The organism is Pseudomonas sp. OA65 (assembly GCF_017498305.1).
Taxonomy (GTDB): Bacteria; Pseudomonadota; Gammaproteobacteria; order Pseudomonadales; family Pseudomonadaceae; genus Aquipseudomonas; species Aquipseudomonas zanjanensis.
The window spans coordinates 60,114-74,919 of sequence record NZ_JAGDEZ010000001.1 but is presented as its reverse complement, the minus strand read 5'-3'; the positions used below and the strand labels follow the sequence as shown (position 1 = coordinate 74,919).

The 14,806-nt window shown below is 58.5% G+C and carries 15 protein-coding genes; 8 read left to right on the top strand and 7 right to left on the bottom strand.

Going from position 1 to position 14,806, the window contains the following annotated elements:
• Positions 1–108 precede the first annotated feature (108 nt).
• A complete protein-coding gene (locus J3361_RS00315) occupies positions 109–417 on the bottom strand; it encodes a BrnA antitoxin family protein (RefSeq protein ID WP_207961328.1) in 309 nt (102 codons plus the stop codon).
• Positions 395–670 carry a BrnT family toxin gene (locus J3361_RS00310; RefSeq protein WP_186728235.1) on the bottom strand — a complete coding sequence of 92 codons (276 nt, stop codon included), beginning with the start codon at positions 668–670 and terminating at the stop codon, positions 395–397. The genes J3361_RS00315 and J3361_RS00310 overlap by 23 nt, the downstream gene beginning before the upstream one ends.
• Before the next feature lie 177 nt (positions 671–847).
• Here J3361_RS00310 and dusA point away from each other — a divergent pair, with 177 nt between their 5' ends.
• The 4 genes from dusA to tal all read left to right on the top strand — a co-directional run bounded on the left by dusA (position 848) and on the right by tal (position 6,824).
• Complete coding sequence (gene dusA, locus J3361_RS00305) at positions 848–1,834, top strand: tRNA dihydrouridine(20/20a) synthase DusA (RefSeq protein ID WP_207961326.1); 987 nt, start codon at positions 848–850, stop codon at positions 1,832–1,834.
• A gap of 160 nt (positions 1,835–1,994) precedes the next feature.
• Positions 1,995–3,731, top strand: a complete 1,737-nt coding sequence (locus J3361_RS00300) for an AAA domain-containing protein (RefSeq protein ID WP_207961324.1) — start codon at positions 1,995–1,997, stop codon at positions 3,729–3,731.
• Positions 3,728–5,716, top strand: coding sequence for a UvrD-helicase domain-containing protein (locus J3361_RS00295; RefSeq protein ID WP_207961323.1), 1,989 nt, complete (start codon positions 3,728–3,730; stop codon positions 5,714–5,716). Before J3361_RS00300 ends, J3361_RS00295 begins: the two co-directional genes overlap by 4 nt.
• 181 nt (positions 5,717–5,897) lie before the next feature.
• Positions 5,898–6,824, top strand: a complete 927-nt coding sequence (gene tal, locus J3361_RS00290; RefSeq protein ID WP_186705210.1) for a transaldolase — start codon at positions 5,898–5,900, stop codon at positions 6,822–6,824.
• Positions 6,825–7,049: 225 nt separating this feature from the next.
• Here tal and rssC read toward each other — a convergent pair whose 3' ends face one another.
• From rssC to J3361_RS00275, 3 genes are all read right to left on the bottom strand, one after another.
• Positions 7,050–7,532 carry an anti-sigma factor antagonist RssC gene (gene rssC, locus J3361_RS00285; protein ID WP_014339337.1) on the bottom strand — a complete coding sequence of 161 codons (483 nt, stop codon included), beginning with the start codon at positions 7,530–7,532 and terminating at the stop codon, positions 7,050–7,052.
• Entirely contained in the window at positions 7,532–8,713 is a 1,182-nt protein-coding gene (gene rssB / locus J3361_RS00280; RefSeq protein WP_053120765.1) for a two-component system response regulator RssB, read from the bottom strand. The genes rssC and rssB overlap by 1 nt, the downstream gene beginning before the upstream one ends.
• A 344-nt stretch (positions 8,714–9,057) precedes the next feature.
• The gene (locus J3361_RS00275; RefSeq protein ID WP_207961321.1) at positions 9,058–9,747 is read right to left on the bottom strand and encodes a VacJ family lipoprotein; all 690 of its coding nucleotides are present in this window, start codon (positions 9,745–9,747) and stop codon (positions 9,058–9,060) included.
• A gap of 202 nt (positions 9,748–9,949) precedes the next feature.
• On the opposite strand from J3361_RS00275, the gene J3361_RS00270 reads away from it, so the two are divergent.
• Positions 9,950–10,570: an HAD family phosphatase gene (locus J3361_RS00270; protein ID WP_207961318.1), complete on the top strand. Its 621-nt coding sequence runs from the start codon at positions 9,950–9,952 to the stop codon at positions 10,568–10,570.
• A gap of 108 nt (positions 10,571–10,678) precedes the next feature.
• Positions 10,679–10,942 carry a DUF4404 family protein gene (locus J3361_RS00265; protein ID WP_207961311.1) on the top strand — a complete coding sequence of 88 codons (264 nt, stop codon included), beginning with the start codon at positions 10,679–10,681 and terminating at the stop codon, positions 10,940–10,942.
• Between the two features lie 172 nt (positions 10,943–11,114).
• Here J3361_RS00265 and queF read toward each other — a convergent pair whose 3' ends face one another.
• Both queF and J3361_RS00255 read right to left on the bottom strand, forming a co-directional pair.
• The gene (queF, locus tag J3361_RS00260; RefSeq protein WP_207961309.1) at positions 11,115–11,945 is read right to left on the bottom strand and encodes an NADPH-dependent 7-cyano-7-deazaguanine reductase QueF; all 831 of its coding nucleotides are present in this window, start codon (positions 11,943–11,945) and stop codon (positions 11,115–11,117) included.
• 61 nt (positions 11,946–12,006) lie between these two features.
• Positions 12,007–12,528, bottom strand: a complete 522-nt coding sequence (locus J3361_RS00255; protein WP_207961307.1) for a cupredoxin family protein — start codon at positions 12,526–12,528, stop codon at positions 12,007–12,009.
• Between the two features lie 152 nt (positions 12,529–12,680).
• Here J3361_RS00255 and J3361_RS00250 point away from each other — a divergent pair, with 152 nt between their 5' ends.
• Together J3361_RS00250 and J3361_RS00245 are read left to right on the top strand one after the other, a co-directional pair.
• The gene (locus J3361_RS00250) at positions 12,681–13,361 is read left to right on the top strand and encodes a heavy metal response regulator transcription factor (RefSeq protein WP_053120753.1); all 681 of its coding nucleotides are present in this window, start codon (positions 12,681–12,683) and stop codon (positions 13,359–13,361) included.
• Positions 13,358–14,713: a heavy metal sensor histidine kinase gene (locus J3361_RS00245; RefSeq protein ID WP_207961305.1), complete on the top strand. Its 1,356-nt coding sequence runs from the start codon at positions 13,358–13,360 to the stop codon at positions 14,711–14,713. The genes J3361_RS00250 and J3361_RS00245 overlap by 4 nt, the downstream gene beginning before the upstream one ends.
• Positions 14,714–14,806 lie beyond the last annotated feature (93 nt).

Genomic DNA, 14,806 nt, shown 5'->3' with positions numbered 1-14,806 from the left:
TGCCCCGCTCTACGGATTTACTATACCGTTACCGAAACAAATCCAATCAGCAGACAACAAAAAGCCGCCTCATCGGCGGCTAATTTTTTCACGAATAATATTTGGCGACTAAGCCTTCAGTTCTTCTGGTGTATGCGTCTTGAGCCAATCGGCCAAGGCGGCGTTCATCCGTGTTTGCCAGCCCGGGCCAGAAGCTCTGAATCTCTCCAGCACGTCAGCATCGAAACGAACATTGACGTGCTCTTTAGTGGCTACCGACTTGGGTCGACCACGCTTTGGCTTGAGCATTTCCTTTGCCTGAGCTTTGCCAAACAACCCACCAAGCACCTCGCTGGCTGGTTTGGCCTTGGCAAAGTCTTCGGTCGACCATTCGGGGTTTACCGTATCGACCCTCTCAGGACTGGGTTTCTTGGTCATAATTTTTGACCTCCCGTTTGTTGGCTTTACGAAAGCTGATGACGTGGACCGCGTCACCCCGTGGGGTAAACACTACGACATGCAGCCGATCCCCTACGTACCCCATCGCCCGATAACGACACTCGCCGTAGTCGAATCGATCATCTTCCAGGATCAATGCTGTAGACCATTCAAAGTCCCGCACGAGGGCAAACGGAAGTCCACGTTCTTCGACGTTGCGAGCGTCTTTGGCTGGGTCATAAGTAATCTGCATGCAATTATCGTAGCCACATTAAATCGTCAACACAAGGTACGCGTTGAAACGCTGAACGAGCATGCGCCCTGCTTGGTTGTCATCAAAGATTGAGTGGGTAGGCGTGAGAGCCCGCCAAGTACCCGACAAGCATCCCTGATAAACTGCGGCCATTCGCCCCGATGAATCAGATTCCCAATGCCTCTACAAACTGCCTCTCTCTCCCGCCGCTTCTCCGTCGCGCCCATGATGGATTGGACTGACGCCCACTGTCGCTTCTTCCTACGCATCCTCTCCAAGCACGCCCTGCTCTACACCGAAATGGTCACCACCGGCGCTTTACTCAACGGCGACCACGAACGCTTCCTGCGCCACCACGAAGCCGAACACCCCCTAGCCCTGCAACTAGGCGGCAGCGTCCCGACCGACCTCGCCGCCTGCGCCCGCATGGCCCAGGAGCACGGCTACGACGAGGTGAACCTCAACGTCGGCTGCCCCAGCGATCGGGTGCAGAACAATATGATCGGTGCCTGCCTGATGGGGCATCCGGATTTGGTGGCTGATTGTGTGAAGGCGATGCGCGATGCGGTGTCGATTCCGGTGACGGTCAAGCATCGCATCGGGATCAATGGGCGGGACAGTTACGAACAGTTGTGTGAGTTTGTCGGGACGGTGCGTGAGGCCGGTTGCACGAGTTTTACCGTGCATGCGCGGATTGCGATTCTGGAGGGGTTGTCGCCGAAGGAGAATCGTGACATCCCGCCGCTGCGTTATGACGTGGCTGCGCGGTTGAAGGCGGACTTTCCGGCGTTGGAGATTGTGCTCAACGGGGGGATCAAGACGCTGGAGGCGTGCCACGAGCATTTGCAGACTTTCGACGGCGTAATGCTGGGGCGCGAGGCTTATCACAACCCTTATTTGCTGGCCGAGGTGGATCAGCAACTGTTCGGCAGCACCGCCCCGATCATCACCCGGGCAGAGGCGCTGGCGCAGTTGCGACCCTATATCGCCGATCACCTGGCCGCTGGCGGCGCGATGCACCACATCACCCGTCACGTGCTCGGGCTGGGTACCGGCTTTCCGGGGGCGCGGCGGTTTCGGCAGTTGTTGTCGGTGGACATCCACAAGACCAAGGATCCGTTGGCCTTACTCGATCAAGCGGGGCAGTTGCTGGAGGGGCGTTAACGCACACAGTTGACGCAAACGCGCTTGGCTGGAAACTCGCAACTTGCATTTAATCCAACACTCGCCCCAAAAGGGGCGATTGGATCCATAACACTCGCACCTTGCTCCAACAGTATGTAAAACTGTTGTGCCATCACGGATCACAAGGACGAGTATCCCCATGCCAGGGCAACATCCGCTTATTGAAAAGCTTTTTGAATTTGTCCATGCCGAGCGCGATGCGAACTTTCATCAACTCCTGCAAACCTGGCAGCGCCCGTTACATCAGAAGCTTGAAAAGGGCCTGACTCAAGGCTTCACGCATATTGAAAAAGCCGACAAGGCTACTTGTCTTTGGGCGTACACCGATGACAGCGAATCGCGCTTTCGTGAAGGGGACATGCTGCGCCTGCACTTGGGCGATCCGTCCACAGGGTTGTTATGCGCCCGAATGACGTTTGAGCGTGAAGAAGACGGCCGTTGGTTACTGAGCGAGAAACTGGCCAATACAGTCTGGGACAACTATCAGGACGGCCCTTGCTACGCCGACATGGACGCGTTGGACCTGACGCCTCGCTATGAAAAGGCCTTGGAAGATATCGCCGATTCGATCAATGCCGATAACATCATTGTCCCGTTGCTCGGCGATGCGCCGGTCATCACATTCAACGACGCAGATCTGGATTACGCTGAAAGTTTCGCCATCGATAACAAGTGTAACGAGCATCAGGCCCGGGCCGTTGCCATGGCTTTCGCCGCCGAGCAGATTGCGTGCATTCAAGGCCCGCCAGGGACCGGCAAGACCCGTGCTCTGGCACTTATCGTCCAATTGCTGGTAGAGCGTCACGAGCGGGTATTCGTCACCTCCCATACGCACATGGCTATCAATAATGCCCTGGCAAAGATTGCCGAGCGAAAAATCCCAACCGTGAAGATTGGTGGCCGCCGGGATGATCTAAGCAAAACCGTTGACTGGGCAAAAACACCTGCCGATTGGGAAAATCTACCGGCGGACGGAAGTGGTTATGTCATTGGCGCGACACCCTTCGCCACCTGCAGCCAGCTAGAGCATTTCAAGTTCGACACGGTGATCTTTGACGAAGCCAGTCAGATCACCCTCCCCCTCGCATTGATGGCCATGCGCAAAGGTAAGCGATTTATCTTCATTGGGGACCAGAAACAACTGCCACCGGTGCTGTTGTCCCAGTCGATCCTGTCCGGCGAATCGATGTCTATATTTGGTCGCCTCACCTCCCAAACGGCCGACCATACGGTAATGCTCGAAGAAACCTATCGGATGAACCAATGGCTGACCGAATGGCCGAGCAGAAACTACTACAAAGGCAAGTTACGGGCAGCGGGCCCTAACAAGGAGCGGCGTTTCAAATACCTTGATATCGAGCCGCCAATGGACCGCGTATTTGATCCAGACGCAAGCGCCGTGTTTATCCCCACCACAGACAGAACCGCCAAGACCCGCAATTATCGCGATGCCCAGCATGTACTGGAACTCTGTAAGACCGCCCAAACCATGGGCCTTGCCCTGTCTGATATCGGCATCGTCACACCTTACCGAGCCCAGGGCCGGGCGATTCGAACGCTGTTGGCGCGTGGTTTCGGGCGCGAGATCGCCAGCACCATTGTGGCGGACACTGTTGAGCGCATGCAGGGACAGGAACGTGAACTGATCATCGTCTCGTTGGCCAGTGGCGACGAGGCGTTCATTGGGGCTGTGGCGGAATTTTTTTTCCAACCCGAGCGATTGAACGTATCCATCACCCGGGCGATGACTAAATTGATCATCATCGGGCCTGAACTGAGCCAAGGAATTGAATGCAGCAACAGCATCACGCAGCAATGGGCCAATGACTATTTGAGCCTGGTCAGTCGATGCCGCAAAGTGGTGCTCACCCCATGACGCTATTTATCCCTGAATGGCAACGCAGCACTGGCGCGCACGTCCACGTCAAACGGGTGTTGCGCAAGTTGGACGACCACCATGTCGTTCGCCAGTGCCTCCCTCGAGAGGCCTGGGCGCCGGACTTTTTCCTTCAGCACGCACAACATCAATGGCTGGCCATTGTGCTGTGTGAACTCTCTTTTGAAACACTGGACCCTGATCAACTGTTCGCGGCTACCGGACAACAGGCCTTCAAGGAGTTGCTCTCGCGCCTGGAAGCAACCGAGCCCGACGGGATGCCGACCGGGCAGCGACTCGGCAGGCTGATCGTCATGTGGAACTGCACACCCGACCAGACCAAGCGGCTGTGGCAGCACTACTCAACACCTGATGGCCCGCGACTGATGTCAAAAAACACCTTTATCGAACATGGCCACGAACAACTGCCCAAGTTGCTTAACTCATTGAGCCATGAGGCCAGCGACACGCTCATGGGGCACTACTTTCCAGAAGCGGAAATACCCGCGATATGTACGACGCGCCGGCATTTCTCACGGGATAACTCGGCAAAGACCACTCGATACTTTCTGGACTCACAACAAGAGTGGGCCAGTAAGCTGGATCTGGAACTGCCTGACGAACAAACGCAAACCTTGAATGATTTTTCGGTGCGCCTGGTCAACGGCGTGGCGGGTAGCGGCAAAACATTGATCGCCGCTAACCGGGCGTTGATCCTGGCAAAGAAATTTCCCGATCAGAAGATATTGATGCTGATCCACAATGTCCCAGTGGTTAAAGACCTCAAGCATCGCTTGAAGAAGTCCAGCCCGGGAGATCTACCGCGCAACCTGACAATCATGACCGCACTGGCCTGGATACGGCAGCAATGGGTGAATCATTTTGAGCCGAAACCAGAAATGGCATCCCCTATCCAGGTTACAAGCCAGATCGCCCATTACCGAAAAGCCTTTCCGGACCTGAGGCCCGGCGATCAACAACTTCTGGATGAGTTCGACTTCATCAATGAATCACTGATCTGCGACGAGCAGAACTATTTGGCGGCCGAGCGCGCAGGCCAAGGGTTTGCCTTGCGTAAGGAAGAGCGCATGCAGGTGTGGTCGCTCTACGGGCAAGTCAATGACGCGCTGAGCAAACAGGGCGCTCGCTTATGGAGTTCACTGTCTCGGGATTTATGTCTCACGAAGCTCGACAAGCTCGATAAATACCAGCATATCCTGGTAGACGAAGCTCAATTCTTTGCGCCGACCTGGTTTCAACTGGTCAAGAGCACCTTGACCGACTCCGAGGGCAGCCTGTTTTTATGTGCTGACCCCAACCAGGGCTTTTTGAAAAGCCGACTCAGTTGGAAGCGTGTCGGCTTGGATGTGGCAGGTAAAACAAAGAAACTTCACCATTCCTATCGAACCACTCAAGCCATATTGCGGGCTGCCGGCCTTGTCCTGGCCGAATTCACCCAAACCGACCCGGACGATTATCTGCAACCTGATTTCGACGGCATGGATGAAGGCGTTGCCCCGCTGTTGATCCGATCAGAGACGCCTCAGGATGCAGTTACACAGACCTGTAACGAAATAGTGGGCTACCTGGAAACCCAACAGATCAATCTATCGAATATGCTGGTTCTCTATGGACGAGATACCAACAAGAAGCTTCTGTTCAAGACGTTGAGCAAGCAATTCGGTTCGCGCAAAGTCTGGGATCTGAACAGCATGGAATCTGTGCACGTGGACGCAGATAACCTACGTGTTTCCAGCCTGGATACGGCTACCGGACTTGAAGCCAGTGTCGTGTTTCTGCTGGGCCTGGAAAAACTCATGAAGGAAACGGCCCAGGCCGGAGTGCTTTCGGCCCAGGAGCGTGAACAAAACTCGCGCAAGCTCTATATGGCAATGACCAGGGCCGGTCAGCGACTGATCCTGATCTCGACGGCGCATCTGCCGGAAGGCATTGCAGGCTTGTTCCTGAACGCCCAGCAGCCATGACCGTCAGGCAGTGACGTTGAACCTGCGGGCGGTTTTGGCATCGTATCTACCGATACCGCCCCGGCCTTTCAAACAGCCGTTTTCAGGTTGTTGCCGCTGGGGCCGTCGATACCTCTTCACGCCCTTGAGTGGCTGCCGGCCCTCGGGTAATGTCAACGGACCCATAGGACAGAGCACGCTCATGACTTCCAAGCTGGAACAACTCAAGCAATTCACCACCGTCGTGGCCGATACCGGCGACTTCGAAGCCATCGCCCGCGTCAAACCCGTCGACGCCACCACCAACCCTTCCCTGCTGCTCAAGGCGTCGGCCATTCATGGCTATGCCGAGCAACTGAACGCCTGCGTGGCGGACTGCAAGGGCGATGTGGGCCTGGCCAGCGACCGTTTTGCCGTGGCGGTCGGGCAAGAAATCCTGAAAGTGATCCCAGGCCGTATTTCCACTGAAGTGGATGCACGCCTGTCGTTCGACACCGAGGCCATGTTGAAGCGTGCGCATCGTCTGATCGATCTGTACGAAAAGGCCGGCATTGGCCGCGAGCGCGTGCTGATCAAGATCGCCTCCACCTGGGAAGGCATTCGCGCGGCCGAGCAGCTGGAGCGTGAAGGCATCCAGTGCAACCTGACCCTGCTGTTCTCCTTCGCCCAGGCCGCCGCCTGTGCCGATGCCGGGGTGTTCCTGATTTCGCCGTTCGTGGGCCGTATCTACGATTGGTACAAGAAAGCCAACGGCAACGATTACACCGGCGCGGATGATCCGGGCGTGCAGTCGGTGACGCGTATCTACAACTACTACAAGGCCAATGACTACAAGACCGTGGTCATGGGCGCGAGCTTCCGCAACCTCAACCAGATCGAGCAATTGGCCGGTTGCGACCGCTTGACCGTCAGCCCGGACCTGCTGGAAAAACTCGCCGCAGACGAAGGCAAGCTGGAGCGCAAGCTGGCACCTGGGCAAGCCGGGGAAGCGCGCTTGATCCTCAACGAAGCGCAGTTCCGCTGGTTGTCCAACGAAGACGCCATGGCGACCGAGAAACTGGCTGAAGGCATTCGTCAGTTTGCCCGGGACCAGGAGAAGCTGGAGGCGTTGCTGCAAGCCAAGCTTTGAGCTGATTCAGCAGGCATGCAAAAAGGGCGAACCTGGGTGGGTTCGCCCTTTTTTATTGGGATTTGGCTTCGCGCTGAGGGATCAGGTGGCTGAACCGGCGCTTTCGCGAGCAAGCCCGCTCCCACAGGGGAATTTGGGTAGGATTCAGTTTTTTTGACCGGCGCAAGACCTGTGGGAGCGGGCTTGCTCGCGAAGGCGTCCGTCAGGCCAATACATGCCCCGAGGTCAAGGCCCCTCTAGCGCATTCACCAAGTCATGAAACGCTTCACGATTGGAGTCGTTCAGCCCCATGAGAATCTTGTGGGCTTCGAGCACCTTGATCCGCACTTCCTCTTCGGACTGGTCCTGGTCAGGCAGGTCGTCCAGGCATTCCGGGCACGGCACTGGGTCGCCCACGATGTTGAACACCTGGTCGAAGCCCATCGATTGCAGCAGACGGGTGATGTCGTTATGGGTGGTGACGACGGTCGGCAGCAGGCCGACCTTTTGCCGCGACAGGATCGACAGCTTGGCCAACAGGCCCAACGTGGTGCTGTCGATGCTGCGGGTTTCGGTCAGGTCGATCACGATGGCGCTGAAGTTCAGCGCGGTGAAGATCCGCTCAATAGTCGCATCCAGCGCCGAACACAGGGTCAGGCGCACTTCACCGACAAACTTCAGGACGAAGGTGCCGTCCTGCTCGGCGAACTGGATTCTACCGGTACTCATCAAAGGTTCCTGCTCAACACTAACAGGGCGATATCATCCGGCATCTCCCCGAGCGTGGCTAATCCAAACACTTGACGCAAGCCTTCCAGGCTGCCGCCCGCTGCACTCACCCGTTCAGGCAAGGCCGCTTCTTTCTCTTTGAGTGTAGGTTCTGTCAAAAGGTCCAAAATGCCATCAGACATCAGCGTCAGGCTGAAGGTCGGCGGCAATTCGAGCACGTGGTCTTCGTAGGTGGCCTCGTTGAACAGGCCCACCGGCAAACCACGCCCTTCCAGGTAACGAACACTGTCTGGCGTATACAACACAGGCAACGGCAGGTGACCGCCGATGCTATAGGTCAACAAACCAGTCTCCTCGTCGATGACTCCACCGACCATTGTGACGTGTTTGCCCAGCTTACAACTGATCAGGCCTCGGTTGATATGCCCAAGGACTTCCGACGGCTTGAACTCTGGCAGCGTGCCGTTGCGCTTGGATTCGAACAACAGCCGCGTGGTCATGAACTTCAACAGCACCGTCACGAAGGCCGAGGACGCACCGTGGCCGGAAACATCCGCCAGGTAGAACGCCACTCGCCGCTCGTCAACGCGGAAATAGTCCACGAAATCGCCCGACAGGTACAACGACGGGATAATCTGGTGGGCAAAGCGGAAATCGTCGACGGTCCAAGGGCTGACCGGCAGCATGTTCATCTGCACTTGGCGCCCGGCGTTCTGGTCTTCCTGCAACAGGTTCAGGCTGGCTTCCAGCTCGCGGTTGGCGGTTTCCAGCTTCTCGCGGTAGCGCTGGTTTTCCACCAACAGGCGCGAACGGTCCAAGGCCCGGCGCACCGAATGCTCGAGCACGGCAAGGTCTTCAAGGGGCTTGATCAGGTAATCCGCCGCGCCCAGGCGCAATGCCTCGACCGCGTCGTTCATCACGCCCGCGCCCGACACCACGATCACCGGGGTCTGCGAAGAGATCTCGGTGACTTGGCGAATGAGTTCGAGTCCGCCCATCTGCGGCATGCGCAGGTCGCAGATGACCAGGTCGGGCTTGTCTTGCTCGAATACCTGAAGACCCTGTTGGCCATTGCTGGCCTGCAGGACGCTGAAACCACTGTCTTCCAAGTAGGCTGCGAGACTGGCTCGCACCACTTCGTCATCATCGATTATCAGCAGCGTGGCACTGGTTTTTGGCATGTGGGCAAACGGCGCCAGAATTAGGTTGGCGTAGGGGGCTGGGCGGTCTGGCCTGGCACGCACTACTGGATTCGCTTTCTAGCCTCTCTGTCGTACCGGTTTCAGGCCATTGCCCTACACACTATTACATCAGAGGTGCCCTTCTAAGGCGCAGACGGTACTCCCATCCGCGGGGCGTTTCAAGCTCATGCAGATAGCCGCTTGCCGTCTTTATTTGTCAAAGCACAGAGAGTTATAAGAACCGAGCGAAGCGTAACTCAATGGAAGGATCAAACCCTCTAAACCCGCCTTGAAAGCAAAGAAGGCGGCCTTATAGGCCGCCTTCGTGGTTTTACAGGACGAAATTAAAAGTCGTCTTCGACCTGGCCATCCTTGACCTTGAATTCGCGGTTTTGCAGGTAGGCATTGCGGATGAAGACGTACTTGTCGCCACTCACCATCTTCTCGGCCGACAACAGGCTGGCGCGGGTGTCGACGATGTTCAGGCCCCAGATGGAGTTACGCACCGAAACGTTATCGATATAGCGATACGGGGCGGTGTAGTTATCCACCAGCTTGGCCGGCGCATCTCGCAGGGTGCTTGGCCCCATCAGCGGCAACATGACATACGGACCACTGCCCATGCCCCAGTAGCCGAGGGTCTGGCCGAAATCTTCATCGCTGCGCTGCAGGCCCATCTGGGTACCCACGTCAAAGAAGCCCAGCAGGCCGAAGGTGGTGTTGAAGATCAATCGGGCGGTGTCGACCCCGGCGGCGGCCGGCTTGGCCTGCAGCACGTTGTTGGCCAGGTTGCCCACGTCACCGATGTTGCGGAACATATTGTGGATGCCGTCTTCGAGGAACTGCGGCGTCACGTATTGATATCCCTGGGCCAATGGCTTGAGCGCATAGGTATCGAGGGTGTCGTTGAAGGTGAAGATGGGCCGGTTGACGCTTTCCCAAGGATCTTCTTCCGTAGCGGCCTGGGCGGCGAACGGAACCAGCAGGACGCAGGCGGAAAGACACAGCTGAGCTAGACGATGGCTCCAGCGCATAGGGGAAAACTCCTTGGATTATTCAGGCAAGGGCGCCGAGCCCAGGCGGTAAGCTGGCTAGTATAAGACGGAACGCGAGGATAGGCAGCACCGAAAAAACACGCCAGCCGTAGGATGTTTCCGCTACTGGCGCCCTTCACTTCACTGTCACCGGACTGTCATCCGCGCGCTTTAGGCTGCTGGTTATTTCAAGGACGTTCCCATGCCCCGCACCGAAGCCCTGCCCCTTCCTGCCCCCAGCCTCACCGCTGTTCTGTTTGGCCTGAGCGGTTGCCTGGTGGATTTCGGGGCGCGCATTCGTCAGCCAGGGGCAGCGCCAGCGGATCACGCCCACCCGACACCCGGCGCACTGGAAAGCCTGCAACGCTTGCAGCATCTGAATATCCCCTGCGCCTGGCTCGACGAATTGCCTCCCGCCACCAGTCATCGCCTCGCGGCCGCATTGCCCACGTCCATCAAAGCACCGCAACTTCCTGCAACAAATTATCCATGGCCGGCACCGCATGCCTGCTGGCAAGCCTTGATGGCGCTGAACGTCCAGCAGTTGGACGGCTGCGTGTTGGTCAGCGGCGAACCTCGGCTGCTGCAGTCAGGGCTCAACGCGGGTTTGTGGACCATCGGACTGGCCTCCTGCGGCTCTTTGTGTGGCCTGGCGCCCGCCGAGTGGCAGGCATTGAGCCAACAGGCGCGGGAAGCCAAACGTGCCAAGGCCACCGTGCAGTTGTTCAGCCTGGGGGTGCACTCAGTGATCGATCACTTGGGCGAACTCGAGACTTGCCTGGCCGATATCTGCCTGCGTCGCATTAAAGGCGAGAAGCCCTGACCAGGATCATGCAGGGCGCGTGAGTGTGGATTACTCTTAAGGCAGGCCATGGATTTTTGCCGCAGCGTCGCGGTCCATGGTGTGCCTATCAATAAAGGGAGTACGCCAATGCCTGCCCGCGAATTGCAAGAACAGCTCAACAAACTGCGCGAGCAATTGGAACAGAATCCACCGCTTTCCGAAGCCGAGCGCGAGGACCTGCACGCACTGATGCAGCAGATCGAACTTGAGCTTGAACTGGAAACCCAAACACAGGACACCAGCCTCGCTGACAATGTGAACCTGGCCGTCGAGCGCTTCGAGCTGGAGCACCCCACCTTGGCCGGGACCTTGCGCAACATCGTACAAACCTTGGGCAACATGGGGATTTGAACCCTTTAAATGCAAAAAGCCCTGCTATCGCTAGCAGGGCTTTTTAATTCAGGTAACTTGAAATGCAGTTCATTGTGGGAGCGAGCCTGCTCGCGATTGCGCACTGTCAGCCAACACCAACGTTGAATGTGCCGCCCTCATCGCGAGCAGGCTCGCTCCCACATTTAGAGCTTTATTGGCGGACCAGGCGATGGTTCGGCAGTTGGACATCTTCAGTACTGCGATACGGGTTGATATCCAGCCCGCCCCGCCGCACATACCGCGCATACACCGTCAGTTTCTCCGGCTTGAGCAAGCGCTGCAGGTCAAGAAAGATTCGCTCCACGCATTGCTCATGGAAATCCGAATGCTGGCGAAAGCTGACGATGTAGGCCAGCAGGCTGGCGGGGTCCAGGGCCGCACCGCGATATTCCACCGCCACGCTGCCCCAGTCTGGCTGGCTGGTCACCGGACAGTTGGACTTGAGCAAATGACTGTGCAGGCTTTCCTCGACGATGCGCGAAGCATCGCAACGCAGCAGTTCCGGGCGCGGGTGCGCGTAGGAATCGACGCTGATGTCCAAGTCGTCAATGCACGCACCGGGCAGCGCCACGATGCCTTCGCTTTCAACATCCTTGAGGCTGCGAATCCGTACACCCACTGGCTTGCCGGCAGCCGCCGAAAGGTCTTTGCGCAGCGTCGCTTCCAGGCTCGCGGTATCGGCGAACGGGGTCTGGTTCAATGAATTGAGGTACAGCTTGAAGGATTTGGATTCGATGATGTTCGGCGAATCCGCCGGGATCGCGAATTCCCCGATGGCCACCACCGGCTTGCCGGACGGCAACAGCCACGACAGCTCGAAACAGTTCCAGAAATCCACGCCCTTGTACGGCAGGGTCTCGGCCGTCAGGCCCAGTTCCGCCCATTTCGCGGTGCGCGGGATCGGGAACAGCAGTGACGGCGTGTAGGTGGCGATGTATTCGCTGGATTTGCCCAGCGGCGAATGTTCGGCTGCGGGATGCATGATGGAAACCTGACTGAATAATCAGCGGATTCTATCAGCCTTTGCCGCCGCCTTTGAGTGCTTACTGACTGACTGTCAGGTTGCCCTTCATCCCGGCTTGGTAATGGCCGGGAATATTGCAGGCAAACTCCAGGCGCGTGGCCTTGCTGAAGGTCCAGGTCAGCTCGCCGGTCTTGCCCGGCTCCACCAGCACGCTGTTGGGATCATCGTGGCGCATGCTCGCCTGGTCGTGGCCCATGGCGGCATGGTCCATCCCTGGCTTCATCGCGGTCGGCAGCAACTGGCCGCTCTGCTGCATCTTGAGCATTTCCTGCTGATGGTCGGCGTGCATGGCCGCGTTGCCCAGGTTGAATTCATGGAGCAACTGGCCTTTGTTGACCAGCACGAACCGAACCGTCTCGCCAGCCTTGATGTCCAGCGCACCGGGATCGAATGTCATGTCGCCCATCATCACCTCGATGCTGCGACTGGCCTTGGTCGCTGGTGCAGGCTGGCCGAAATCAAAATGACCCGGCGATGCCCACGACGGCGCACTGAGGGCCAGTGCGCAAGCGGCCAGGATCAAGCGTTTTCCCATCAACATGTCCATACTCCAATCAGATTCGGCGTGTGGGAAACTCTACCGTTGCAGGCCTGCCAATCGGCTTACAGCTCGATTACAACTTTGTCAGGTTGTGCCACGGACCCGCCCGCCACGGTATAACGCCCTCGTCCCAACCCTGCCTTGAGCCGCCCATGAAATTGCTGATCGTCGAAGACCAAACCAAAACCGGCCAATACCTGCGCCAGGGCCTCGGCGAAGCCGGGTTCACCGCCGACCTGGTGGCCGATGGCATCACCGGCCAGCAACTGGCCTTGAGCGGTGAATACGCCTTGCTGATCCTCGACGTGATGTTGCCTGGCCGTGACGGCTGGCAAATTCTCCAAGCCGTTCGCGGCGCCGGGCTGGATACGCCGGTACTGTTCCTCACCGCGCGGGATGCGGTACAGGATCGGGTCCATGGCCTGGAACTGGGCGCCGATGATTACTTGGTCAAGCCCTTCGCCTTTTCCGAATTGCTGGCGCGTGTGCGCAGCCTGTTGCGTCGAGGCAGTTCGACGCAACAGGAAACCAGCCTGCAACTGGCCGACCTGCGCCTGGACCTGATCCGCCGCCGCGTCGAACGCAGCGGCCGGCGCATCGACCTCACCGCCAAGGAGTTCGCCTTGCTGGAAATGCTCCTGCGCCGCCAGGGCGAAGTGCTGCCCAAATCACTGATCGCGTCCCAGGTCTGGGACATGAACTTCGACAGCGACACCAACGTCATCGAAGTTGCCATCCGGCGCCTGCGCATCAAGATCGATGATGAGTTCCCCAATAAGCTCATCCACACCGTGCGCGGCATGGGCTATGTGCTTGAAGAGCGCAGCCTGTGAGGGGCCGGTGGTCGCTGAGCAGCCGCCTGGCGCTGCTGTTCGCCGCCTGCGCGGCGGTGGTGTCGTTGTTCGCCGGGGTCTTGTTCAGCCGGGGTAGCGAGGCGCACTTCATCGAGCTGGACCAGCAATTGCTCGAAGGCAAGCTGATCGGCCTGCGCCGGGCCCTGCAAGACCTTAACGCCGAGCAGACCCAGAGCCGCCTGGAAGATGAACTGAGCCGTCAGGCCGACCTGGCGCTGCGCATCAAGGGCAGCGATGGCGTGCGCTGGTACGACAGCTCGATCCGGATTCCGGCGCAATTGCCGGAGCGCCCCGGCCTGTCGACCCTCAGCGATGCCGACAACGATTATCGAGTGTTGAACGCGCCGCTGTACCCCGACCGAACCGATTCGCCGCAATTGACCTTGCTGCTGGATATCACGCATCACCAGCATTTCCTGCAGCGCATGCAACGGCTGATCTGGTTGACCGTCGGCCTCTCGGCCCTGGCCACCGCCCTGCTCGGTGCCTGGGCCGCCCGGCGCGCCTTGCGCCCCTTGCGGCGCATGGGCGCCATCGCCAGCAACGTCTCGGCCCGCTCCCTCAACGCCCGACTGCCGGAAGAGCAAATGCCTGCCGAACTGGCGGAATTGGCCCACAGCATCAACGCCATGCTCGGACGCCTCGACGATGCGTTTCAGCGGCTCTCCGCGTTCTCCGCCGACATCGCCCACGAATTGCGCACACCGCTGTCGAACCTGCTGACCCACACCCAAGTCACGCTCACCCGCGAGCGCCCCTTGGAGGTCTACCGCGAGGCGTTGCACAGCAACCTCGAAGAACTGCAATGGATGGCGCAACTGGTCAACGACATGCTGTACCTGGCCAAGTCCGACCACGGCCTGCTGGCGCTCCATCGCGAACCGCTGCAATTGGCCGAGGAAGTGGACATGTTGCTGGATTTTTTCGCGCCACTGGCCGAAGACGCCAACGTACGCCTGAGTCGCGACGGCGAGAGCCTGATCGAGGGTGACCGCAACATGCTGCGTCGAGCCCTCTCCAACCTGCTGGACAACGCCCTGCGCTTCACCCCCGCTGACGGCGAAGTGCGGGTGCGCATTGCCGATGAGGATCAAGGGGTGAACATCAGCGTGGAAAACAGTGGCGAGGGGATTGCAGCGGACTTGTTGCCGCGCCTGTTCGACCGTTTCTACCGCGCCGACCCGTCCCGCCAGGAGGGCAGCAGCGAACACGCGGGACTTGGGCTGGCCATCACCCGCTCGATCATCCGCGCCCATGGCGGGCAGATTCGCTGTGAATCGGCCGATGGCTGGACGCGCTTTTTGATTGAACTGCCGAAGGGTGAGGTCTGACACAACCCCTGTGATAAAGGAATTTATCTGTGGGAGCAAGGCTTGCCCGCGATGCAGGCGCCTTGTTTCCCCCGCAGACCGAGTTGCCTGCAT